This window comes from Psychromonas sp. 14N.309.X.WAT.B.A12, from assembly GCF_030397575.1.
Lineage (GTDB): Bacteria > Pseudomonadota > Gammaproteobacteria > Enterobacterales > Psychromonadaceae > Psychromonas.
Window position 1 is genome coordinate 653,993 of record NZ_JAPNXS010000001.1, and the last position, 26,655, is coordinate 680,647.

Sequence of the window (26,655 nt, forward strand, 5' to 3'; positions counted from 1 at the left end):
TAATATTAATTGGTTTAAGCAGAAAGTAGTTATTCAACACTTTCTGCTTTTTATTAAGAACAGGCTGCAAATTAATTATATAAACCTGCTTTAAACCCTATAGTCCAGTTTCTACATACACTTAATGAATCTTGCAGTGAAATATGTTGAGGCGCTAAACATTGTCTAACCCAAAGACCATCTAACAATGCCATTAATCCCTGAGTAGCTAGTGACACATTGGTACCCTGTAAATTTTCATCTTGTTTTATTTCATTTAGCAATGCTTTTAAAATAACTTCTATCCGTCCATTTGCTGTTTCATAAGCGTCAGCCATTCCTTCCGAGTCTCTGATTAAACTCCAAAAGACTAACCAGGGCTTTAATAGGCTTTGGTCAAAAGATTCAACATCAAAATGAATACGAAAAAATGCATCTAACTGTGCTGAAGCATCGCCTTCACAAGCTTCAAGCATGCTTTCTATATTAACCATAAATTCATCAGAAACAGATTGATAAGCATAAATAATTAAAGCATTCATTGAACCAAAATGGTGGTTAACTAACCCTTGTGAAACATTCGCTTCTTTAGTTATTTTACGTACCGATAAACCAGCATAACCATCAGCGATTAAACTTCTTATAACGCCTTGTACCATCAGAGATTTACGTTCATCGGGTTCTATTCGGTCAAACTTTTTAACTCGCATAATAACTAATTCGCCTGTGTATTTGAGGATAAGGTAGAAAATAAATTAACAGTACTTAAGGCCTTTATAATACATGAAAATAAAGGTGTTCAGTTTCATATAAATCAATTAGTAAGGTAATCTAACTCATATAATAGTGATCAACCTCAATGCTGGTTAAGAAAACGAGTTAATACCCCGGTTTATACGGATTTCTGTTTAACTATCTGATTTTATCTAATGTTTCGTTTCCATATTAATTGGGGTAACACTGATAACCACAGATCCTGTTAAACTGATATCCCCATCTGTTACAGAATAAGTAAAACCCTCAGAACCAGTTGTCTCTTCACCGTTGTGTTGGTAAATAATTAAGCCCGCAGTAATATCTGCTTGGGTAAAGGTATCACCAACACTGAGTGTGACACCGTCCAATGAAAATACACCTTCGTCGTTATCTAATGTCTCTATTGTAAATACAATTTGTGACGCTGAATTATCAGCATCATTATATAAAAGCTCAGTATCACTAAAGGTTAGACTTTCACCTTCACCTATTGAGACTTCAACCACAACAGCCCCATCTTCATCAGGATCTAAACTACTGTCTGCTTCAAGTGGGTCATTGTAAGCGGTTATAGTGATGTCAAATACTTGATTGTTTAATGTATTACCCGTTCTATCTACAACTTCATAAGTAAAATTATCAGCAGTCACTTCGCTGCCATCGTTAACATAACTCAATAAACCGTTGTCGATCTCATCCTGAGTGAAGGTATCACCAAGATATAATACGGTACCATCAAGATTTAACTGTCCAGCGCTTGGCTCTGAAAGCAGGGTATAAACAATCTCACTTGCTTCTGACTCAGGGTCCGTTGTATTTAATTCAGTGTTTGTAATGATTTGTTGTGTGGGATTATTAAGATTACTTTCTTCATCAAAGGTTGCACTACTGTCAGTGATCTCAGCAGTATCATCTGTGCCAGTTACGGTTATGGTTAAAGTAGCCGTTTCAGTTGTATTATCACTAACATCTGTCAATGTGTAAGTAATAGAAGTTGTTTGTGGTTCACCGTCTGCTAAGTAATCAAAATCAGTGCCAGGTTCAAAACTATAATTACCATCGCCGTCTACTGTAAAAATACCACCGTCGGAGCCTTCAACATCGGTATTAAGAGCATCTCCACCATTCACCGCCGTGACTACTTTATCACCCGTAGCGGTGTCGTTATCTAAAACATTTCCACTCAGGCTAGTGTTCTCTTCTGTGCTAGCAGAGTCATCATTCGCTCCTGCGCTCAGTAATAAATCGTGAGCAGAGGCATCTGTTTTGAGTAAAGTAATAGATTCAGCTTCTATATCACCCACTGTGTATTCTAAATCCCAGTCTCCTCCCAATGCATCAGAACCAGTATCATCAACAGAAGCCGCTACATCCAGTCCTGTTAATAAAGCGAATTCTTGTACAAATTCTTGACCTGTTTCAGTTTCAGCAACATTACAACCAAACAATAATAAGTCTGCCCCCTCTTCCGTGGCATCCTGCCAGGTTGCAATCAAATCATTGTAGTCTGCTAAGGTATCAGAGTTTAGGTTGGTACTACCAAGAAGTAATTCGCCATCATCACCGTGGCTGACTATTTGAATTGAGCTTAAAGAGTCATATTGAGAAAGGGTTTCTGTAATTTGATCGATGCCATTTTCATTAGCATCTAAAATAATGACTAGCGTATTTTCATCTGCATCTACAGTATAACCGCTATCAGTAACTCGGCTATCAATAAACACAATCTGGTCTATGTTGTCAGCAGATGAATTAAGGGATACTAGGCTCGCAGAAAGTGATTCAATCTCAGCTAATTTTGCCTCTGACTTTTCTTCGTTATCAACTTGTTTTTTTGCTGCAACATCTGCTGAGTCTGATTGGCTATCATTGACTTCACTAGCCGTTACTAAGGCAGCAGCGTCCAGTAAAATCCTAGGTTCTAGCTCGTAATACCCCTTGCTCATGTAAATCTCCTTTTAACAACATAGTCCATTAAATATCACCTTAGTAGTATATAGTAAAAAAACAAAAAAATATCAAGTGGACATTACGAAATAACTAATGATTTCATATAAATAGCATTCAAATGGGAAATAAATCACTTAACGTAAATAAATATATTTCAAAGTGATCTTAATTAAATATGGATGCTTTATAATTAATAATTATAAGCAAAAAGAAGATTATTTATGCTTTGATAGAGGAAATTTAACTCAGATTACAAATCAGTAGAAGAAGCAAAGTGAATCGAACAACCTCATTACATACAAATTTCGTAGGTAATGAGGTTTTATTTGTTACTAATTTAAACTTGATTTTACTAATCTAGATAGCCTAGTTCCAATGCTCAGTAACGCTTCGCTTGATAAAATATCATCATGCGAAAATGGCAGCCTATATTTTGTCAAGTCATTAACAAAAGGTGCCCAGGACTTAACTTCATCCCAACCTTCAGGTAAGGTTTTTTCAGCGACAAATAGATGTACTTTTCCTGAGTAACTTTGCGTAGTTGCTTTGGACAATAAGCGCACCGTATCATCATAGTTAGCCACAATATCATTAAACATTTTGTCTTGTTCTGCGAGTCCTGCTTTGTCTGAAATATCATTTTCGGCAGCAGCAAAGAATTGACGTTTTTCACGTTCCACTTCCTCTCTTGCTTCTGCTTCAGTAGGACGTTTCCATTCTTGTCCTTCCGGTGGATAGGTATCTAATAATCCAACAAAAGAGACCTGCTCACCCAACCTCTCAAGTTTAGCCGCTAAGGCAATCGCGACAGTTCCACCAAACGAATACCCTAAGAAATGATAAGGTCCTTGTGGCTGTACACCCTTCAATGCCCTAAAATAATGCTCAACGGCAGCTTCCATATCCTCACTGACAGCAACAGCACCATTAGGTCGAGGTGACTGTAAACCAACTATTGGGTAATTCCCTTCAAGGTATTTTGGAAGTCCAGTGTACTGCCATGAAAAGCCTGAGCCCGGATTGATACAGATAAGCGGTGTACCTTGCCCTTGTCGAATAGGTAAGATATGTCCAAAACCTGCTTTTTCAGGATCATTACGTAATGTTTCATCAACTAACACTGAAGCCAACTCTTCAATAGTAGGTGAAACCATTATCTGTCCAACTGACACAGGCAATCCTAAACTCGCTCTTAATTCAACGGCTAACTTCATGGCCATTAACGAATGACCACCTAAATTAAAGAAGCTATCTTGTGCTGAAATATCATTTACATTTAATAACTTCTTAAAGGCTTGAGCAATAGTTTGTTCAACACCTGCTGTTGGTTTCCTGCCTGTGCTAGATTGACTTTGTTCTGGGTCAGGTAATGCCTTTTTATTTAACTTACCATTTGCACTCAGTGGAAACTCGTTTACTTCAATTAAAGCAATGGGAATCATGTGCGTAGGTAAGCTCTCAGAGAGTCTACTTAACATTTGCGAAGCGTTTAAATGCAGCCCTTGGTTCACCTGATTGTTAGCAATATAATAGGCCACCAGCTGACGATTATCTTGAAGTGGTTGTGTTGGTATTGAGCGTTGTAAAGCTCGTGCATCAACCGTCACTTTTTTAATCTCATCAAAACTTAGTAACGCTTGCTCTATCTCTCCTATCTCTACACGTAAGCCACGAATTTTTAATTGGTCATCAGTGCGCCCCAAATAAATCACATTGCCATCATTTGACCATTTAGCAATATCGCCGGTGCGATACATGCGTTGACCGTCCGCTTGAGGATCTGCAACAAACCTATCTGCAGTAATATCGGGCCTATTTAAATATCCATTGGCGAGTTGTTGTCCTGTTAAGTACAGTTCTCCAATACAATCAACACCAACAGGGCGAAGTTGATGATCTAAAATTCGTAGCTGAGTATTCCAAACAGGCAAACCAATTGGCACTTCAGTTAGTTGATTTTTAGTTGCTTCATTAGCCGGAAAATAAGTAACATCAACAGCAGCTTCGGTTGGCCCATAAAGATTATGTAATGGCTTATCACTGATTGCTTCAAACTGTTCAACCAAACCAATTGGTAGCGCTTCACCACTACAAAATACTCGCTTTAATCTACTATTTAATGCAGATAGTTGGTTAGTTCCTGATGCATGCTCAACAAAGGTCGCTAACATCGAAGGAACAAAATGCAAGGTTGTAATGTTTTCTGAAATAATAGTATCTAATATGGCTTGAGGGTCTCGGTGTGCCTCAGGCTCAGCCATAAATAAGCATGCGCCCTCAATTAATGGCCAGAAAAACTCCCACACTGATACATCAAAACTTGAAGGTGTTTTTTGTAAAATAACATCCTCGCTAGTGAGTTGATACGCAGCTTGCATCCATAACAGTCGATTAACAATAGCTTGATGCGAGACCACCACACCTTTTGGTTTACCCGTAGAGCCAGACGTATAAATAACATAAGCAGGATCGTCAGCTTTAATTGTTTTTACAGCATGCTCAGAAAATGAATTATCCGTTTTTTGCTGTATTAATAAGCGATCGATTAAAATAATGTTAAGTGATAGACCACTAAAAGCAGGCTTAGCAAACCTTGGCAGTTGCTCTTTGGTTGTGACTAAAGTGGTGACTTTTGCATCTGATAACATAAAAGCTAATCGTTCATCAGGATAACTGCTGTCCAGGGGTAGGTATGCAGCCCCTATCTCAATAACTGCTTGCAGAGCAATACTTAATTCACAACTCCTAGGGACTGCAATGGCAATGAAGTCTGTACCGGAATTATCGCTATTATTTTCCTGTAACAAACCTGTTGCTACGTTTTCTACTTGATGACGCATTTGTTGGTAGGTAAATGATTGTTGCGCATCTTTTAATGCGATTTTAGTCGGCGTTAGATGTGCTTGCTGCTGTAGTAAATTACGCAAAGAATGTTCTTTTACAACAACATCAGTCTGGTTCGCTTTGCATATCACTTCCTGATCTTGCTCAGTTTGAAATATTAATTCGGGTACTGAAATTTCTGAGTTATTAACTAGTTGCGTTAATATTTGGATAAAGCGTTGTACTAACTGTTCAGGTGCTTTAACCACATCTCTGTATTCAAACAAAATACGTATATTATCACCAGGTAGTACTAATATAGTCAGTGGATAATGTGTATATCCTCTATTTTCAACTTGTTTAACTTCTAGTCCACGGTATGACTGGCTTAGGAAGTCCTGATCAGCTGGATAGTTCTCCACCACCAATAAAGTATCAAATAGATTATCGAGATTAGCAATCCGCTGGATTTCACCTAATCCTAAGTTATCATGAGACATTAAAGTGATTTGCTGTTTCTGTAACGCCAATAACTGAGTTAACACCGTTTGGTAGCTATTAAAGTCAATAGCGACTGGTAAGGTATTACTGAATAAACCAATTTGCTGATCAATACCAACTACATCACTGAATCGACCAGAAACTGGGCTACCGAATACCACTTTATCTCGTCCACACATAGCACCTAGCTGTAGGCCCCAAACTCCTTGTATTAAGGTATTTAGCGTCACTCCATGGTGTTGACAATATTGGTGTATTTGGGCACTTAACCGTGTATCTAAACTGGTTTTTAATTCTTGTACATCTGAAGTCGATTGTGCATAAAGCAGTGTCGGTGTTACGTCATTTAATGCTGTTCTCCAAGCTTGTTTTGCCGTTTCAGTTGAACTACTCGCCATCTCTATTACGACATCTTGATAACGCGCATTTAAAGTATCCACCTGCGCAGAGTCATCAACATAGCTACCAACATAATGCACAAATAGGTCCCTCAATAAAATTGGGGTAGACCAACCATCAATAATGAGATGATGTGCCGTAATTAACAGTTCATATTGTTTATCGGCCAGTTTAATTAGATTAAAAAACAGTAATGATGGCAATATTTCACCTTGGCCATTATTGTTATCAAGTTCAAACACTCTGTAGGCTTCATCCATTTCTAAAGAATATAAAGCGCTTTGTTTATCTGATTCATTTAAAGTGCTGAAATCCAATGTATGCAGAGGTGCGTATTGTTTTGCACTAGATAATGAAATTTCCGGGATAATTTGCAAGGCTTTGCCTGTTAATTGCACATCGAATTGTGCCGCTAATTGAGGGTGTTGTACGATCAATTTAGCGATCGCCTGTTGCAACTGTTCAGTATCAACTTCTCCAGCGATACTTAGTTTGGTGGTAAAACTATATTGACTATCTTCTCCTGCTATTTGCGCATGAAATAATAATCCGGCTTGCAAAGGCAGAGTAGGTAGAATATCCGCTTGTTCACCATAATGCTGACGTAGTAATTGATACTCTTGTTGATTAAATAGAGTATTTAACACTTTAGTTCTAGCGCGACTTTTATCCAGCTGATCATCAACTATTTGCTGTGTGGTTTTCGAGGTGGCTTGAATTTCTTTCATCGTGCCCAGCATTTTTTCTGCGGTTCTCGCTTGGAAAATGCTCTGTGGCCTTAACTCATAACCTTGTTTATGTAATGCAATACTTAACCGCATAGCACTGATACTGTCTCCAGCCATTTTGAAAAAGTCATCATCTAACGCCACGCTATCAATATCCAATACAGAAGCCATTTGCTGACATAACAACACTTCTTTCACCGTCTTAGGTATTAAGGCCCCCTGACTTAACATAATCGGTTTAGGTAATGCTTTTTTATTAATTTTACCACTCACGGTTAATGGCATTTCATTTAAAATCGAGACTACAGAAGGCACCATATAACTTGGTAATACCGCATTCAGTTGTTTTAAAATACGAGCAACAACTTCTGACTCATCGCCTAGTTGATGCTTATTCAAAGTACAGTAAGCCAATAAACGTTGACTATTATCATTTTGTTCAACAATAACAGCTACTTCTTTGGTTACCGTTAAACATGACAGTGCAGCTTCTACATCTCCTAACTCAATACGATAGCCACGAATTTTTACCTGATTATCACAGCGCCCAACAAATATTAATTGTCCCTGTGCTGACCAACGTACAATATCCCCCGTCATGTACATGACATCCCCATCCATAAATGGATTGGCTACAAATCGACTGGCTGTAATATCAGGTCTATTCAAATACCCAGAAGACATATTATCACCAGCGAGATACAACTCACCATTAACGCCAATGGGAACAGGTTTTAGCTGTTCATCGAGTATATACACTGAAGTATTGGCAAAGGGTTTACCAATTTCAACATCAGGCGTTTTATCAGTTATCTGCTCACTAGTTGCATAAACGGTAAATTCCGTTGGCCCATAGATGTTATGTGAAGCAATAGTGCTATTACGCAAGGTTTGCCAAAGCGAAGGTGGTACTGGCTCACCACAAATATCCATTAATTGAGGTTGATGTCTGCCCTCTTCACATAAACCGGCTTGCACTAGTTGTGTCGCCAAAGAAGGAGCAACGGCTAAAGTATCTATTTTATCTGATTCAATCGAGGCTAATAACGAGAAAACATCTTGTTTTACATTATCAGAATAAAGGTGAAGTTTATGGCCTAAAGCCATTAAAATAATAGGATCCCAAGAGGTATCAAAGGACAAGGATCCAGTTAATGCAACACTTAATTGTTGCTTATTACAGTCAACACTTGGATAAACTTTCGCCTGTAAAGCACTAATAAGGTTGATTAATGCACCATGCGAGACAATTACCCCTTTCGGTCTTCCAGTAGAACCAGAAGTATAAAACACATAGGCAAGCTGCTGTTTTCTAACATCCGTTTTATCTTCCGATAAAGGCGTATCATAACAAGCTTCAAGTACGGTTAACGTTGGCTTATCATCTAAACAAAGGGTTAATACTGTGTCAGGTAACAGGTGTTTATTGTCGATGGTGCTTAATGCAAGACTGGGGATTTTATCTTCACACATCATGGCTAAACGATCTGCTGGATGTCCTAGATCTAGCGGCAGGTACACCGCACCTATATTCATGATGGCAAAAATAGAAATAATAGAATCAATACTGCGTGGCACAGCAACCGCAACCAAATCACCTGCTTTCACATCGTGAGAGAGTAACAAGCGGCTTAATTGATTAACACGTTTGTATAAATCTTCAAAACTTAATGAATCCCCTTCATGAACCAGCGCAGTTTTATGCCCTGCTGTATTAGCTTGTTTTACCAACAACGAAACGATAGTTTCACCATAAGGGCTTGTATCAACTTTGGGGCCATTTGACCACTCAACTAATTGTAGTTTCTCTTCAGAAGTGACCATTGAATAACTATCTAAAGCAGGATGTAAATTAAACGCTACATTATGTGCATACTGGGCTAATAAATTTAATAAACGATGGCCATGTAACTGTAATTCAGCTTGGTTGTAGCGTGTTGCATTGGCAGATAATTCTATTGATAATTTACCTTGAAGTAGATAAATACCAAACTCGATATCTTCAATCGGCCCGGTAGCCATTTGATGTGTTTTACCTTTTACACCTGCTAAATCTAGCTGGTAATCAAATAATTTACAGTTTAACGTAGCACTATAAAGTCTTTCTTTGTTGCCAGCCGCCCCTAAGTCTCGTTGTATTTGCTCTGCTTCGTATTGCTGATGGCGTCTAATTTTTTTAATTTGTTGCATCAAAGCTTTAATGCAATCTTCAAAGGTAAATTCAGGTTTTAATGTCATGATTAACGGGAGTACATTAACTGAAGTACCCAATGTTGTTAAAGCCTGAGAGCCCATCCGTCTCATTAATGGGTAACCTACGCATTGAGTCTGTTGGCCTGTGAGATTAGCCAAATAAATAAACACAGCAGTGCTAGCAATATCTGATAAAGAATAATCAACATGACGCCCTAGTGATTCGGCAATCTCACCCGACAGTACAAACTGCTCTCTGATCACATCTATATTAAGTCCATCAGTACTCGCTGACTGACGATAAGACAATGAGCTAGGCGCAATATCCTGCTCACAATAATCTTGCCAAAACTGTTTATCTCTATTTTTTTTATCACTTTTATCATAAGCAATATATTCTTTAACAACTGCGTCATAGGGGGTAAATGGTGAACCTCCTATCTCTTCTCCAGACAGCAGAGCTGAATAAATATTACTGATGCGTTGTGTCAATGCAGTAAAACTAAATCCATCTAACATTAAATGATGGTATCGCTGATACCAAAGCCATTTCGGTTTACCTTTTTCAGTCGGTAACTTAAACACAATATGTCGAAAGCGATTATCTTCTGCATTCGCTCTTGGAGCCTGTGCAATATCATCTCGCATGATGCTAATAGCATCATCAACTGCACAATTATTGGCATTTGTTAAGTCAACAAAATCAGCAACAAGCCGCGCTTTACCGTCAGCTGATTGTAGTATTTGCACACTCTCATCCGCATGCTCTTGATATAGAGTATGTACTGTATCCGCTTCTATCAGCCCAAGTTTGATAGCTTCATTAAGTCGCTCAACATTGATATCTCCTAATAACTCAACATATTGAGCAACAGCAAAAGTATTATCCTTAGCGGCTAATTGATCTGCTACCCAAATTCCTAATTGAGGGCCTACAATTGGCAAGGAATGAGCAATAGAAATTTCAGTTGAAGTAGTATTTGGCAAAATGACATCCTTTTATTTAGTGATGTTAAAAATGATGATAAGCAAGGCACACTCGTTTATCAGGCCTATTTTTCATAGTGATTGTTTAACGCTATTTTCAAAAACGACCTATTAAGACGACGCCGATAATAGAAATGCCATACACTTCTCTCGCTGCTCAGGCCCAAACAATACGTGCCAGCCCTTTGGCACATCAGTGAAGGTTGGCCATAGACTCTGTTGTTGTTTATCATTAATTAATACAAAGAATTGATGGTCAGTATTATCAAATGGATTGATATATTCATTTTGCATTTTTTATCCTTAAAACCTTAACAGGCTGAGTTGTTAAACCATTAACATCAATCATTAATGGTTATGGTTAAATGTCACAAACACCAAAAAACTTAATGATTATCACTATCAACTGATATTTAAATACAATTATCCCTATATCGGCATAAGCATTTATCAATATTAGTGAGGTATTAGATCGACATTGTGTTGATTGATAAGAGAAAAAATTTTCCTCTTATCATATATAATTAATTTTTAGCTAGCGGTGTGGCTTGATGATGAGAATCGGTTACTAGAGAGTCATGATTTACCCATCGCCACAAAATAATTGGCGCAGCAATAGTTAATAGAATACTAATCATAGCAACCCAATCCATACCGACAATTTTATTATCTACAGTAGTAGTCAATAACGCTGCAGATAAAAACCCTGCAGCCCCAGAAGCAACATTGCTAACACTATTATTAATGGACATAAAAGCGGCACGTTGTGGTGGTGCAGGTAGATGGCTGATGATACTTGTTGTAGCACTCATTCTCACTGTACTAACCGTCATCATTAATGCAAAAAGCACAAACAATTCATTCACTTGTGGTGTTGCGATAAAAATAAGGTACAGAGATAACGCAACCATTAATGCACTAACGATATGTAACTGGTGACGAATGCCTTTATCAAATAATTTGCCAGTGAACTGCAAAATAATAAAACTAGCAATACCACCTCCAAAATATAATGCAGACATATCCTCTCGAGGAAATGCAAGATTAAACTGAAAATAAGCAGAGAAATTACTGATGATCAAGAAGTGAGCAAGTATCTGAATTGCAACAACTAATAGCGCTATTTTAACTTTTGATTGTGACAATAATAGCGAAACAGCTTTCTGTTTTGCGGTATTCCCTGATTGAATATGCGCAGTCATTGAAGGAAAAACTATTACACACAACAAAGCCAGTAATATACCTAACCCACCAAATATCCAAAAGTTAATTTGCCATGAAAAATACAAAGAAACTAGCAAGGATAATGGCACCATTAAGATCGCAGCGATAGAAAAAGCACTACCGATAAAGGCCATCACTCGTCCGCGGTTTGGCGGTGGTGTCACATCAATCACAGCAGCCATTAGTACCGATGAAGCAGGTCCAGTAAAACTACCCGATAAAGTAAACAAAATAATCAATGCTAAGGGAGAGGAGGCAAATCCACAGGCGATTAAACACAGGCCTCTTAATAATAAAAATAGTACCAATATTGATTTTCGATCATATTTATCAAGCTGATCAGCCAATAACCAAGTTAATAACGCAGATCCAAACATCGCTCCACCGATTAAGTAACCAATATGCGCAGGATTCAGATCAATACTCTTCACTAAATCAGGCCCTAAAGGCACCACCATCATAAAACCGCCAAGCGATATTATATTTATCAAAAAAGCTAACCTTACGACCCAATTACTGGTTGGCTTTGCTGCACTATTTTCTAAAGTCATAGACTCATCCTGAGATAAAAAATCAAATAAATATGCGAAATATATTTTTAACCATTCGCAAAAAAGAAGTGGATTGTACACACAAAACAATTTCGATCGCAAATGATAATAATTATTAATTCGATTGATCTATTGTTAAAAATAATGCTAGCATTTTAATGCACTCATCATTTTTAAAATTAAAGTAAATATTGAAACTTAGTAATACAGTAAATAACTAAGTTCAATTTTATTTATATTAATTAATAACTTATGAGCTTTCATTGATTTTAAAAAATAAGCATTCAGTTTAAAGGGGAACCTACTAATGAATACTGAAAACCTTGATCAAAAAAATGTTACGCAGCAAAGCAACCAGTCTGAAGTACAGTTCATTTTCACTTCTCAACATAAAATATTAACTGCTACAGGTATCAAAAAAACACTTTCAAATGAAGGATTAAACACTTCTGAATTCATAACATCTGTTAAAAGTCATTTAAAAGAATTAAAAAAAATGGGTCATGACAACCCTATCGCTATCGGTTCAATCCCATTTGATATTACTCAGAAAACAGAATTTTTTATCCCAAATAACAGTGTATATTCTGACAATTTTGACTCGAGTTCAGAGAACTCAGAAAGTAATGCAACAAAACTAATTTCATTATCGCAAGTAACCGGAGAACAACATTTTAAAGGTGCCGTGAATAAAGCCCTATCTCTATCTGAAAATACACAATTGGATAAAGTAGTTTTATCTAGAGCCATTGATGTACAAACTTCAGAAACTTTAAATGCGCAAAGCATGGCGCGAGTTTTATATCAGCAAAACCCTTCTGCCTATGTTTTTTCAATTCCACAATCTAATGGCAGTATCTTAGTCGGTGCGAGTCCAGAACTATTAGTTAAAAAACAAGGTAATCAAGTCAGTAGCAACCCATTAGCAGGTTCCAGAAAACGCACAGCCATAACAAAACAAAATGAGCAGCTTTCTGAAGAACTATGGTCATGTACAAAAGATCGTTTTGAGCATAAATTAGTCGCTGAGGCGGTATATCAAAACCTTAAACCATTTTGCGATCAACTAAATAACCCCAAAGCCCCTTCAATCATCGAAACATCGGCAATGATTCACTTGTCGACGAAAATTGATGGCACCCTAACATCAGAAAATACTTCAGCGCTTGATCTTGCCTATGCACTTCATCCTACGCCTGCTATTTGCGGGACACCTGCTCATCTAGCTAAAGCCACTATTCAACACTTAGAAGGCTATGAACGAGCACAATTTTGTGGTGCTGTTGGCTGGATGGATGCCGATGGTAATGGAGAGTGGGTAGTGACTATTCGTTGTGGTGTGATTCAACAAAACTCAATTCGACTTTACGCTGGAGCAGGCATAGTACAAGGCTCAGACCCCGCTGCTGAATTTAATGAAACAGAAGCAAAATTAAATACCATGCTGACCGCCCTTGGTTTTAATGCAGCTAATGAACCTCAACAATCTACACAGGCGATGGCACTCTAATGACAATTCAATTTACTGCATGGCCTGAAAAATTTGCCAATGACTATGTTAAGAAAGGTTATTGGAATCACCAACCATTAACCCATATCATCGAGGGAAATCTGACAGATAATGGGCATAAAACAGCGATTATTTGTAACAATAGATCCTTCACTTACCACCAAGTTGAAGCATTAAGTAATCAACTCGCAGCAGAAATAGCCTTAAGAGGTATCCCAGCAGGATCAACGGCATTGGTTCAATTGCCAAACAGTGCTGAATTTTATATTGTGTATTTTGCGCTATTAAAATGCGGCATCGCAGCAGTTAATGCATTGTTCAATCATAGCTCCCATGAATTAATGGCATTTGCTCAACAACTTAATCCAGCTTTATATATCTTATCAACAGAGCATCCTTTATTAGAGAGCCAAGATCAACAAACCACATTACTCGCTAAATTAGCGCAATACGGAACAGAAAACTGTGAAGCTTTATTAGTTTCACCCGTAATAGCGGCGAGTTCAAATAACAGTGTAACTGCTGATATGCGCTGGCTTGATGAACAACCTGCATTATTATTGAACGGAAAACACGCAGATAAAATTAATCAGCATACTGCAGCCGATCAAGTGGCTTTCTTTCAATTGTCAGGCGGGAGTACCGGCACCCCGAAATTGATCCCTCGCACACACAATGATTATTATTACAGCATCAGACAAAGTGCAGTAGTCTGCCAACTTTCATCTGATTGTATCTATTTATGCGCACTACCTGCACCACATAACTTTACACTGAGTTCACCAGGAGCGCTGGGGGTATTTTTTGCTGGCGGTACGGTTGTCACGGCACCAGATCCAAGTCCAACGACTTGTTTTGCTTTAATCAAACAGCATCAAGTAAACATGACTTCATTGGTACCACCAGCGTTACATCTTTGGATAAATGCAGTGACCGATACTCACAGCAGCCAAGCACTGGCTTCCCTAAATTTGATTCAAGTTGGTGGTTCAAAACTAAGCGTCACCATTGCAGAAAAAGTCAGTGTTGTTTTGGGATGTAAATTACAACAAGTGTTTGGCATGGCTGAAGGATTAGTCAATTACACCCACTTTACTGACAACCAATGGCATATCACTCATACACAAGGTAAACCTATGTCCCCTTGTGACGAAATTAAAATACTCGATGAATCAGGAAACCCAGTCAAACAAGGTGAAGTCGGCGCGTTATGGACACGTGGCCCTTATACCTTCAGAGGTTATTACAACGCCCCTATCGCGAATAGCCGAGCTTTTGATGAGCACGGTTTTTATTGCAGCGGAGACTTAGTTCAACAAACTGAAACCGGCTATTTAATTGTAATGGGTCGTAATAAAGATCAAATAAACCGTGGCGGCGAAAAAATTGATGCGCAAGAAGTAGAGGAACTGATGTTACAGCTTCCAGCTATTTCAGATGTTGCATTAGTCGCCATGGAAGATCCCGTATTAGGTGAACGCAGTTGCGCTTACATCATTAACAAATCAGCAATAAAAGCCAGAGATGTTCGCCGCTTCTTAAGAGAGCAAGGTGTTGCATCTTACAAAATTCCAGATCGTATTACCTTTGTTGATAATTTACCCAAAACCGCCGTAGGTAAAATCGACAAACGTGCTTTACGCGAACTAACTTCTCTACAACTCACTGAATAACAGGATAATTATGTCTATTAAATCACTTGCCGCTTATACATTACCAACGTCAGAAGAGATCCCAAGCAATAAAGTATCTTGGCCTTTTGAACCACACAAATCAGCCTTGTTAATTCATGATATGCAACAATATTTTGTTGAGTTTTATGGCCAAGACAATGCCTTAATCGACCAAGTCGTAAAGCATATTGCCGAGCTGAAGCAATACTGTAAGGCTAACAATATCCCAGTATATTACACCGCACAACCACAACAACAACCAGAAGGGGATCGTGCTTTACTCAATGATATGTGGGGAAAAGGTTTACCAGAGCATCCAGAAAAACAACCTATTATTGATGCTTTATATCCAGACCAAGACGATATTGTATTAACCAAGTGGCGTTACAGTGCATTTTATCGTTCTCCGCTCAAAGAGATGATGGATAACTCATCGCGCGATCAACTGCTTATCTGTGGTATTTATGGTCATATCGGGGTAATGCAAACAGGTGTTGATGCCTTTATGAATGATATAAAACCATTTTTAGTCGCTGATGGTATTGCCGATTTCAGTCGAGAAGACCACTTATTAGCGCTCAACTATATTGCTAGAAATGCCGGAAGAGTGGTCAGTAAAGATCACCTTATCAATACGCCTGTGAATACAGAACCTAATATTGCATTCACTAAATCAAGTTTGCGCGCTCAGATAGCGCCCTTTATTGAAGATGCTGATGAGCTACAAGATGACGATAATCTGATGGATTTTGGATTAGATTCTGTTGCAGTAATGACGTTAATTTCTAAATGGCAGCAACAAGGTATCAATGCCAACTTTGTAGACCTAGCTAAAACACCTAGTGTTGATGGTTTCTGGCAAGTTATATCCCAATCATCAGGTCAAGAAGGACAAGCTTAAATGGCAGAACAATTGGCTAATTCTCAACAATGGCACAATAAAAAAGTATGGGTGACAGGTGCGAATCAAGGTATTGGTGCTGCAACAGCTGAAATGTTTCTGGAATTGGGTGCTGATGTAGTTGCTTTTGATCAACATTTCGATCAAACACACAATAAAATAACGCAAATCACCCTAGATATTAGTAATGAGCAAGCAGTGAAAGAAGCTTGCCAATCGCTATTAACACCAGAAAACAAAATTGATGCATTAGTGAATGTTGCTGGTATCTTACAAATGGGACAAATAACTGAGTTAAGCAGTAAACAATGGCAACGTACTTTTGATGTTAACGTGTCTGGTGCATTTTATATAATGCAACAAGTGATTCCAGTGATGAAGGCTGCTAATGCCGGCGCAATTGTCAGTGTCTCGTCAAATGCAAATCACATGCCTCGTATGGCAATGGCCGCTTACAGCGCCTCTAAGTCAGCATTAACCAATTTAACTATGGTGGCGGGTATTGAACTTGCTGAATATGGAATTCGATGTAACGTTGTATCTCCAGGCTCGACACAAACCCCGATGCAATGGTCATTATGGCAAGATAAAACCGGTGAAGCGAATACCATTAATGGATTTCCTGAACAGTTTAAACCAGGTATTCCACTCGGTAAGTTAGCGACGCCAGACGATATTGCCGAGACAATTGTATTTCTATGCTCCTCACAAGCCAACCATATAACATTACAAGATATTGTTATTGATGGCGGTGCAACCTTAGGAAAATAAGGTTTTCAGTGTTAAATATAAAATGTCCCAATAACATTTTGATAGATAACCCAACTTGTATCGATACAGACTCTGTATCGATACAAGATGTTGGCCATATCGTCATCGCAAGTTGTACTTTTTCATCAAACCGATTTAATAATGACCAATTCAACACCCTAGAGATTCCGCTACCCTGCTCATTAGACAATGCCGTCGCTAAGCGTAAAAGCGAATTTTTGGCAGGTCGTTACTTAGCTAAAATAGCCATGAAACATCTAGGAGTTGAAGGCTTAAATATTCCTATTGATGAGCACAAAGCACCTGCATGGCCCGCGGGTTTACTGGGTTCCATTTCTCACTCAAAAAATACAGCGCTATGTGTTATCACTAAGTCGCAAAACCATAATTTTATTGGTATAGATATTGAACATTGGTTATCTACAAGCGATGCTAATAGCTTAGTGAATAACATTGTTGTTGATCAGAGCGAATACCAAATCATGCTCCCTCATATTAGCTTTGAACAGGCAATTACCTTGATTTTTTCAGCAAAAGAGAGTTTATATAAAGCGATATTTAAAGCGTTTAGTCACTATGTTGATTTCGATGTTGCTATGGTGACAGAGTTAGATTTCACAACAAAACAACTGACCTTAACGTTATGCCAAAACCTATCGGAAGCGATGCATATAGGTCGTCAATTTATTTGCCAGTTTAAACTGTCCGAACAATTAGTTACCACCTTAATAAGTGATTAGGTAAATTCATTAATATTAATGATTCTCATTAGTATAAAAGAGAAGAATTAATCTATATAATCATTTTATTTTTTCAAGGTGTTACACATGATTCGATTGCTTGTCCGCCCTTTTTTAATAGTGTTTACAGGACTTGTATTAGCAAGTTGCGGTGATCCACAGGAAACCAGTTCAACATTAGCAATCGATCAAATAGAAAAAGATCCTTCTGGGTGGCCAAGAAGTATCATGACATCACAGGGGCTAATCACGCTGGCTAAACCACCGCAACGTATTGTCTCTACCAGTGTCACCCTATCAGGTACTTTGCTCGCAATAGATGCGCCTTTAGTTGCTTCTGGTGCAACTATGCCTAACACCAACGTCGCTTCAGAAAAAGGATTTATGCGTCAATGGGACACGATTGCTGAGCAACGTGGTGTAAAAGCTTTATATCAAAGTGAGCCCAATGCCGAAGCCATCATTAAAGCGCAACCCGATGTTATTATAATTTCTGCTACTGGTGCTGATTCTGCGATGCGTTTATATGATCAACTTAAAGATATCGCGCCAACATTAGTCATTCGTTACGACGATAAAAGCTGGATCCAACTGGCACAAACCTTCGGAAACCTCTTTGGATTAGAAACTCAGGCCGAGTCAGTGATCAATTCATTTCAACAACAAGTAGAACAAACGAAACAAAATATTACACTGCCTGAACAACCCACTACTGCCATGGTGTATACCCTAGATGACAGTGGCGCGAGTATTTGGACAAGCCAATCAGCGCAAGGCCGTTTACTTGAAACCTTAGGATTTACCCTTGCCACTGTCCCTGAATCAATCAAAGGAGACATTAGTATGGGTGTTCGCAATGATATTATTATTGCCAAAGGAGAGCGATTCCCAGATGCCGTAACAGGAAAATCCATTCTGTTATTTGCAGCGGAAAAAGCAATAGAACAACAAGTATTAGACAATCCTTTTCTACAATCTAATCAAGCAGTTGAAAATAAACAGGTATACGCAGTGGGTAGCGATACTTTTAGACTGGACTATTACAGTGCAAGCAATTTATTAACTCGCCTACAATCGCTATTTGGTAGCAACAATGACTAATTGCCAAATCAAAAAAAGTACGGCAAGTCGTTACCAATGGTTAATCTTTTGCATCATGCTATTAGGCCTGATCATGATTGCGAGTCTGTGTATTGGCGCTAAGCCCATATCCGTTAGTGAAATTTATCATGTACTATTTTCCAATCAATCAGGATTAACCAGCACGATTATCTTTGAAGGCCGTTTACCCAGAACCTTGAACGGATTATTTGTAGGAATGGCCTTGGGTACTTCAGGCGCATTGATACAAGCAATTACACGAAACCCATTGGCTGACCCAGGCATTCTCGGCATTAGCCTAGGCGCGAGTTTAGCAGTCGCTATCGCCGTCGTCTTTTTAGGGGCGACACAATTTAGCGAGTTTTTCATTTATGCTGCACTGGGGTCGTTAATAGCGAGTTTATTAATATTTGCTATTGGAAGCCTCAGCGCCGGTAAAGTTGACCCACTAAAATTAACCTTAGCGGGTATCGCCTTAGGCGCGGTATTTGCCGGACTTAGCTCTGCTTTAACCTTATTTAATCCACTAGCTTTCGATCAAATACGATTTTGGAGTGTAGGAAGTCTAGATATCCGCACCCTATCTGTGCCTTTATATATTGCTCCGGTTGTTATCGTCGGATGTTTATTAGCCTTAACTATTACACCTGCATTAAACGCATTTGGTTTAGGTGACGCTTTAGCTGCTACTCTTGGAAGCAACCCTATTCGAGTACAAATTGTTGGATTAATTACCATTACTTTATTATGCGGTGCAGCCACCGCTGCAGCTGGCCCAATAGGATTTGTGAGTTTAATGATGCCTCATATTGCGCGTTGGATGGTTGGCCCAGATCAACGCTGGATTATCCCATTTAGCTTTATCCTAACGCCTTGTTTATTACTTATTGCAGATATTATCGGTCGTTTACTGGTAGTTGGTGAGCTTAGAGTATCTATTGTCACCGCTTTTATCGGTGCACCTATTCTTATTTATTTAGTTCGTCGAAAAGGAGCGAGTAGTTTATGACCTCCAATGTAGGCAACTTTTTAACTAAGATTTTAGGACTCGTTGTTGTGCTAATCTTAGTCTATTTTACGCTGTTTATCGGTGATGATATCGCTCATAACCTGCAAGGTATTTGGCAGTTAATCAGCGGTGAAGCAGATAAATATCAATCGATTGTGGTGTGGCAATGGCGCGCTTCAAGATTATTCTCAGCGATGATCATTGGTGCAGCACTTGGCATTAGTGGTGCCGTATTCCAATCATTAGTTAGAAATCCACTCGGTAGTCCAGATATTACAGGCTTTAATGTGGGGGCCTTTACAGGTGTGCTTATCTCTATCGCCCTATTCGGAAACCTTTACTGGTATAGTGTGATTGGTGCAATAATTGGTGGCTTAGGTGCCGCGATTTTAGTATATCTATTTGCATATCGAGATGGGCATTCAGGTTTTAGACTGATTATCGTAGGTATTGCCATCAGTGCAACCTTGACCGCTTTTAATCAATGGCTATCGCTAACCGTGTCATTAGAAACAGCAATGACGGCAGCACTTTGGAGTGCGGGATCACTTAATGGCATGACTTGGTTACGCATCATGCCGGCAACGCTATTAATTGTCGCTTTAGTGGGCTTAGCCTTATTACTTAATACCCGAATGAAATTGTTAGAGATGGGCGATGATACAGCCGCTGCACTGGGTATTTCAGTGAATAAAACTCGATTAATCATTATGTTAATCGGTGTCTCTTTAACAGCAGTTGCCACAGCGATTACAGGCCCAATCTCTTTTATTTCACTCGCAGCTCCACAAATAGCACGTCGATTACATCCTCAACGACATATCACCCTAGTTGGCTCTGCTTTAGTCGGTGCTTTATTACTCATGAGTGCAGACTTTATTGCTCAACATGGTTTGCAAAACGCGACACTGCCTGTCGGCCTTGTCACCATCAGTTTAGGTGGCCTATACCTGGTTTATTTGATTATTCGAGAAGGTAAATAATGACACAACAATCCTCTCAGCTAAGCGCTGTAAACACAGCAGAGACACATACTGCAAAAGCTGCGCTATCTACAAAATCAGTCACGCTAGCCTATGAAGATAATGTGATAGCCAAAGACCTCACCGTTGATATTCCACAGGGTAAATTTACCGTTATTGTTGGCCCCAATGGATGTGGTAAATCGACTCTATTACGATCATTAAGTCGTTTATTAGTGCCGCAATCTGGTGAAATTTTATTGAATGGAGAGAACATTCACCACCAATCAACGAGAGAAGTGGCTAAAAAGTTAGGCTTATTACCTCAATCAGCCATTGCCCCCGATGGAATTAAAGTTATTGACTTAGTCTCCCGTGGTCGATTCCCTCATCAAAAGTGGTTTCAACCATGGTCTGAAGCAGATCAACAAGCCGTTGAACTAGCAATGCAAGCAACCGGAGTCATCGATTTTGCAGAATTCAATGTAGATCAATTGTCCGGTGGCCAACGACAACGGGTATGGGTAGCAATGGCATTGGCACAAGAAACATCACTATTGCTGTTGGACGAGCCCACCACCTATTTAGATATTGCTCACCAAATCGAGTTAATGGATCTATTTCAAGATCTTAATCAGATTCAAGGACATACTCTAGTCGCAGTCTTACACGACCTTAATCATGCTTGTCGCTATGCTGATCATTTAATCATGATAAAAGCTGGTGAAATCATTGCGACAGGTTCGCCCAATGAAATAGTCACAGAAGCACTAATTGAACAAGTCTTTGGGTTATCCTGTTTAATCTTATCTGATCCTATTTCTAATACGCCGTTAATTATTCCTCGAGGGAGGAAAACGGCGAATTAACCTTCAATCAAGTAAATTAAGTTTGTGCGGGTAACAAGGTTATTAAACCATTCATCAAAGATGATCGCCATGATAACCAATCATGGCCACCCTCCACTTTTTGATAGATTATATTCGCGCCCTTTTCCTCAAACACGGCATAATGCATATCGTTATAAACGCATAATTGCTTTTCAGCATTGCCTACCGTTTGGTAAATATCTAAACCAGAGACAGTTATCTCATTATTTGATACCCGGTCAGCTAAACTGTTTTTAGGTAATCTTGTATCCCATTTTTCATTGTTTAATTTAAATGCATCGGGATCTTGCATCCTCTCAATTTCTGGCCACCAAAACGAGCCTGATAATGAAATAACTTTGCTAAAATAGTCCCGAAAATAGGCACCTGCGAACACAGCAGATAACCCACCTAAACTCTGGCCGGCCACAAGATATTCAGTGATTGATTGTTCAGATTCTAATAACTGCTTTTCAACTTGAGGTAACAAATGTTCAGTGACCGACTGCCAAAAAGGTTGATAACAACTTAACTCCCTCCAGCGTGTTTTATTGTTCAGCGATGGAATTAATAAATAATGAGCAGCCCTGAGTTTATTAATATTAGTTAAATATTGCAGCACAGATAAGGTGCCAGTATCCGCTCCCCATTTCTCTCCATCCAACAAGATAACCAAAGGAGCACTGCTCGTTGCTGTTGAGAAAATGGTGCATTGTCGTTTATTCTTGAGCTTTTCAGCAGACCATGTAACGGTAATATTTTCAGCAATAGGTAAGTTGTTAAGTTTACCTTGATCCCATTCATGCCAGCCTAATTCTGATGGTGCATTCGGTAAATGTAATGGCGAATTCAATCCCCAACCGGAGGCAATTGACGGACCTGAATTTAATGGATCCACCCGCTGCTGTTTAACTACCTCTAACCACCAGCGACGTTGTGCTTCTCGGCTCCCATCACTCTGTTGTTGAACAAGCTGAGGAGATTGATTATCGTGAATTGGAATAAAAGAATAACTACCGCGCCATTGATCATTAATAGTCAAACAAGCAAACCAGAGATTAGTCTCCGGGTGTCTTTCTAAGCAGCTAGGTTGCCAGGTATTATGATTAGTTAGCCCATTAACATTTAAGATAACTGAAGTTGTAGATGATAAATGCTGATCGCCTTCAGGATCTTGCCATATAAACAGCACCTTACAAAAACCATCTTGTTGTACTTTGATAAAAGGAGCTTCACTTTTAGCAAGATTTTTCCACCACCGTGAAGAGCCGATGGCATTACTTGAGAGATTAAAATATGTTAATAAACTGTCTAATGATAATACGTTGTTCATTAATAACCTTTTTTGATTTTTAACAGAAATGTTAATTAAGAGTATGAAAACTGGCTATTGAGATAACTAAACCTGATCTGTTTTAAGCATGAGATCCTGCGGCGGTATGCCAAATACCTTTTTAAATGCGCTGGTAAAATTAGATGGATGACGATACCCAGCGTTGTAAGCAGCTTCAGAAATCGTCATTAAACCTGACTCCAACTGCTGTTTGGCAATATTTAAACGACGACGACGAATATAACTTAACACACTAATACCTAATGAATTTTTAAATTTATGTTGCAAACTAGAAATACTCATTGCTGAAAACTTAGCTAAGTGACTAACCGACATATCCTGATCTAAATTTGCTTCTATATATGACACTAATTTATCTAAGACAGGATCATAGCCCAATGATTCATTTGCAAAATTGTTACTCGCAAACTGTTTTATATCACTAGTGGCATCATTAAGTTGCATAAGCACTTGAATCAATAATTGTTGTGTTAAGGATTCAAGGTTCATCTGTTCAATGATCGACGTTGGCTCACTGGATTTTATTATGTTGCTTGTCAAAGAGACTATTTCTTCATCAACATTAAGTTCAAAATGCGCTAAGTGTTGGTTAACTAATTCGCTAAAGTTGTCATTTGATACAATACGTTGCGCGATCCATTCATGTGGCAAAATAAGATTGAGCTTAGTGACTTGATTATTTTTATAGAGAGTACGACGAAAGCTCACCGATCTCGTCAGACTAACAATCACAGCACGCGGCTGCTCTATCGCATCATATAAGAAGTTTAAATCATCATAACCAAAATCTAATTTCCCCTCTAACAAAATGGTAATGCAAAGTGACTTTTTGGCTGTAGCAAGAACTTGAAAATCCACTAATTCTTTGGTTTTTCCACCATGCAGAATAAAGCTATTGTCTGCTTGATATGAAATAAGGTCACCTTCTATTAGCGCTAAACTTTGCTTGTTACTGGCCGTATTACTCGCGTTAGAATGACTGTCTGAAAAGATAGTTTTTTGCTTTAAATCCCCAATGGTGCGGATAAAAGTGCCTTTAGGTAAAGCTTGTTTTAACTTTCCTTGAAACTTCATATTATTTTTTTCCATAACCAAATAGCCATTTTGCATAACCTATTATGCTGTGAACTTGAGAATATTTACCTTATCATTAATACGAATAAATATCATTACCAATAAATATTATAACAACACAATAATGGAATTAGGAAATATGAAGCATTGCAAAGTATATGCAGGCATTATGCTCGCGTTAAGCGGTCAAGTCATGGCAGAAGAACCTTCACACACAGAAGTTATGATTGTGACAGGTGAAAAAATGGATCGAGATATTAAAGATACCACGACAGCAGTAACAGTAATACACGGTGAAGATATCGACAAAACCGGTGCAAAAACAGTAAATGACGTCGTTATCAAAGCACCCAATGTCGTTACTTCTGGCTTTGGTAGTGTCAATATCCGTGGTGTTAACGGTAGTGGCGCAGCAACCGGATTCTATGCAATTCGAAGTGGTGCTCGTCAACGTGTCGATACTAATGTTGATGGCGTTTCTGATGCATTTACAGGCTATAACTTCAGTGGTTCTGGTGTATGGGATGTGCAGCAGGTAGAAGTTTTACGTGGTCCGCAATCAACCACACAGGGTGAGAACTCTATCGGTGGCGCTGTAACCGTTAAAACTAACGATCCTACTTTTGCACCTGAATATGCAATTCGTGGTGGTGCAGAAATTTATGAAAACGGTAATGTAATGAAAAACGTTGCATTAATGGCGTCAGGCCCAATCAATGACGAGTTAGCTTACCGCTTTGCCTTTGATGGTACCGATGGTCAAAGTTATATTACTTATGATGGGGATAGTATCCCTGTTGATCCTGAAGACTCACAAAATTTAAACTTCCGCGGTAAATTATTGTGGGAGCCAGCATTCAATGAAGACCTTTCAATCAAACTAACAACCAACTACCGCAAAGCCGATGGTAATTATTTAAACTGGGCAAACTGGGATGGTGGAACAGGTTATGAAGACGAAACACTAACACTAGGTACTAATTACAACGAATACCTTGGTCGTGATTACAGTTACAATACCCGTATTCAAGACTCTGATGTATATAATGTTTCTTCTGAAATCAACTACAAAATTAACAGTCAAGTAAGCAGTAAAACCCTAATATCATACAACAGCCAAAGAAATATTTTTGATCAATACCCAACTGAACAAACTTATAACTTCAAAGACAAAACAGCTAAAATTGAAAGCCAATTAACCTTCACACCAACTGATTCAAAAATCGATGGTTTCGTCGGCATCATGGCGGCAGACCGCGAAAATACAGTTGCCAGTGAAAGTTATTCTACACAAGGTAAAACCGATGAAACACGTGTAGGTGTATTTGGTGAAATGAACTATTACATTGATGAGCAATTCACTGTTACTGCTGGCGCACGTGTTCAACGTGAAAAGCAGCATAGAGAATTCTCTGCCACGTATGTGACTAATGAAGTAGATAATGACATACAAGACACTTACCTTTTACCTAAATTAGCCTTTACCTACAGTCCAGTTGAAGACACGACCTTTGGTATTTCTGTCCGTCAAGGTTATAACTCAGGGGGTCTTGGTTACTATAACTACGGTGGCGCTTCTGAAGTTTATACTTATGAGAGTGAATCAGTAACAGCCTATGAGTTAAGTGCTAAAACAGCCTTTAATAACAGCACCACAATCAACACGGCAGTTTTCTACAATGACTACAGGGATTACCAAGGCATTTCAGACTACAAAATTACTAACGTAGATGAATCTCACACTATGGGTTTAGAAGTTGAATTAGCACATTGGTTAACGGATAGCTTAGAAGTTCGTCCAGCAATTGGTTTATTAAAAACCAAAGTTGATAACGACGATAGCTTTGGTGGCAATGAATTATCAAATGCACCAGACTTCAATGCGTCACTTGCATTAACGCAATATGTCGGTGAAAACCTAACATTAGGTGCAGATGTGACTTACGTAAGTGAATACTACTCTGACCTTGATAATACTGATGATTATAAAGCGGGTGAATATGCAATCGTAGGAGCCAATGTTGATTATACTATCGGCGATCTATTAATCAGTGGTTACATCACTAACTTAACCGATGAAGACGTAGTCTACTTAATTAACGGTGGTTACCGTGCTTCAGTTGGCCAAAGCCGTACTGTAGGTTTAAATTTAACTTACCGTATGTAAGTGACCTTCCTTATACAATATAATTAAATAACCAAAGGTGGGTCAGTAATGAGCCACCTTTATTCGTTTAGGCATCCAATAAACCAAACTTTCTTTATGACTCTAAGTTAATCACTCCCCTATTCTCAACGACCACCTTGTAAGTTAACTTCATCATTTATAGCCAGTATTCTATTAATTCCCTTTATATAAACAGCATAATTAGCTAAAATCTGCGCGCGAACAATATGAACAGACTTGAAATAAAATAACTGATAATGCAGCAGCAATATTCAACCTTTGAATGGGGTTAAAAGGCATTAATGACTATCATTCAACAGCTTAGACAGTATTTAAGAGGTCAACTCCCTTAATTTCCAGATATCCGACTAAAATAGTCAAGTAAATACTTGATTAAAACAGTAGGTTTTATGTATCATTACTACTCAAGAAT

General features: G+C 38.6%; 17 protein-coding genes. 10 read left to right on the plus strand and 7 right to left on the minus strand.

Annotation, left to right across the window (positions count from 1 at the left end):
* Nucleotides 1–71 precede the first annotated feature (71 nt).
* The 5 genes from OW492_RS02880 to OW492_RS02900 form a co-directional block, all read right to left on the minus strand.
* Nucleotides 72–689 (minus strand): TetR family transcriptional regulator C-terminal domain-containing protein, encoded by a 618-nt coding sequence (locus OW492_RS02880; protein ID WP_290038283.1) that lies wholly within the window; start codon nt 687–689, stop codon nt 72–74.
* A 216-nt stretch (nt 690–905) separates the two neighbouring features.
* Entirely contained in the window at nt 906–2,681 is a 1,776-nt protein-coding gene (locus tag OW492_RS02885; RefSeq protein ID WP_290038285.1) for a DUF4347 domain-containing protein, read from the minus strand.
* 336 nt (nt 2,682–3,017) lie between these two features.
* Complete coding sequence (locus OW492_RS02890) at nt 3,018–10,316, minus strand: non-ribosomal peptide synthetase (protein WP_290038287.1); 7,299 nt, start codon at nt 10,314–10,316, stop codon at nt 3,018–3,020.
* 111 nt (nt 10,317–10,427) lie between these two features.
* Nucleotides 10,428–10,610, minus strand: coding sequence for an MbtH family protein (locus tag OW492_RS02895; protein ID WP_290038289.1), 183 nt, complete (start codon nt 10,608–10,610; stop codon nt 10,428–10,430).
* 230 nt (nt 10,611–10,840) lie between these two features.
* A complete protein-coding gene (locus OW492_RS02900; protein WP_290038291.1) occupies nt 10,841–12,091 on the minus strand; it encodes an MFS transporter in 1,251 nt (416 codons plus the stop codon).
* 307 nt (nt 12,092–12,398) lie between these two features.
* Between OW492_RS02900 and OW492_RS02905 the strand changes: the two genes are divergently transcribed.
* The 9 genes from OW492_RS02905 to OW492_RS02945 all read left to right on the plus strand — a co-directional run bounded on the left by OW492_RS02905 (nt 12,399) and on the right by OW492_RS02945 (nt 21,627).
* Entirely contained in the window at nt 12,399–13,601 is a 1,203-nt protein-coding gene (locus tag OW492_RS02905) for an isochorismate synthase (RefSeq protein WP_290038293.1), read from the plus strand.
* Complete coding sequence (locus OW492_RS02910) at nt 13,601–15,274, plus strand: (2,3-dihydroxybenzoyl)adenylate synthase (protein ID WP_290038295.1); 1,674 nt, start codon at nt 13,601–13,603, stop codon at nt 15,272–15,274. The genes OW492_RS02905 and OW492_RS02910 overlap by 1 nt, the downstream gene beginning before the upstream one ends.
* Before the next feature lie 10 nt (nt 15,275–15,284).
* A complete protein-coding gene (locus OW492_RS02915; RefSeq protein WP_290038296.1) occupies nt 15,285–16,175 on the plus strand; it encodes an isochorismatase family protein in 891 nt (296 codons plus the stop codon).
* On the plus strand, nt 16,176–16,946 hold the full coding sequence (gene dhbA / locus OW492_RS02920) for a 2,3-dihydro-2,3-dihydroxybenzoate dehydrogenase (protein WP_290038298.1): 771 nt from the start codon (nt 16,176–16,178) through the stop codon (nt 16,944–16,946).
* Between the two features lie 8 nt (nt 16,947–16,954).
* Complete coding sequence (locus OW492_RS02925; RefSeq protein ID WP_290038300.1) at nt 16,955–17,686, plus strand: 4'-phosphopantetheinyl transferase superfamily protein; 732 nt, start codon at nt 16,955–16,957, stop codon at nt 17,684–17,686.
* An 87-nt stretch (nt 17,687–17,773) separates the two neighbouring features.
* Complete coding sequence (gene fepB, locus OW492_RS02930; RefSeq protein WP_290038302.1) at nt 17,774–18,787, plus strand: Fe2+-enterobactin ABC transporter substrate-binding protein; 1,014 nt, start codon at nt 17,774–17,776, stop codon at nt 18,785–18,787.
* Complete coding sequence (locus OW492_RS02935) at nt 18,780–19,796, plus strand: Fe(3+)-siderophore ABC transporter permease (RefSeq protein ID WP_290038303.1); 1,017 nt, start codon at nt 18,780–18,782, stop codon at nt 19,794–19,796. Before fepB ends, OW492_RS02935 begins: the two co-directional genes overlap by 8 nt.
* The gene (locus OW492_RS02940) at nt 19,793–20,779 is read left to right on the plus strand and encodes an iron chelate uptake ABC transporter family permease subunit (RefSeq protein ID WP_290038304.1); all 987 of its coding nucleotides are present in this window, start codon (nt 19,793–19,795) and stop codon (nt 20,777–20,779) included. Before OW492_RS02935 ends, OW492_RS02940 begins: the two co-directional genes overlap by 4 nt.
* Nucleotides 20,779–21,627: an ABC transporter ATP-binding protein gene (locus tag OW492_RS02945; RefSeq protein WP_290038305.1), complete on the plus strand. Its 849-nt coding sequence runs from the start codon at nt 20,779–20,781 to the stop codon at nt 21,625–21,627. The genes OW492_RS02940 and OW492_RS02945 overlap by 1 nt, the downstream gene beginning before the upstream one ends.
* 16 nt (nt 21,628–21,643) lie before the next feature.
* Here OW492_RS02945 and fes read toward each other — a convergent pair whose 3' ends face one another.
* Nucleotides 21,644–22,960: an enterochelin esterase gene (gene fes, locus OW492_RS02950; RefSeq protein ID WP_290038307.1), complete on the minus strand. Its 1,317-nt coding sequence runs from the start codon at nt 22,958–22,960 to the stop codon at nt 21,644–21,646.
* Nucleotides 22,961–23,026: 66 nt separating this feature from the next.
* On the minus strand, nt 23,027–24,070 hold the full coding sequence (locus OW492_RS02955; RefSeq protein WP_290038308.1) for an AraC family transcriptional regulator: 1,044 nt from the start codon (nt 24,068–24,070) through the stop codon (nt 23,027–23,029).
* Between the two features lie 124 nt (nt 24,071–24,194).
* Here OW492_RS02955 and OW492_RS02960 point away from each other — a divergent pair, with 124 nt between their 5' ends.
* Nucleotides 24,195–26,222 carry a TonB-dependent receptor gene (locus OW492_RS02960; protein ID WP_290038309.1) on the plus strand — a complete coding sequence of 676 codons (2,028 nt, stop codon included), beginning with the start codon at nt 24,195–24,197 and terminating at the stop codon, nt 26,220–26,222.
* The last annotated feature ends 433 nt before the right edge of the window (nt 26,223–26,655 follow it).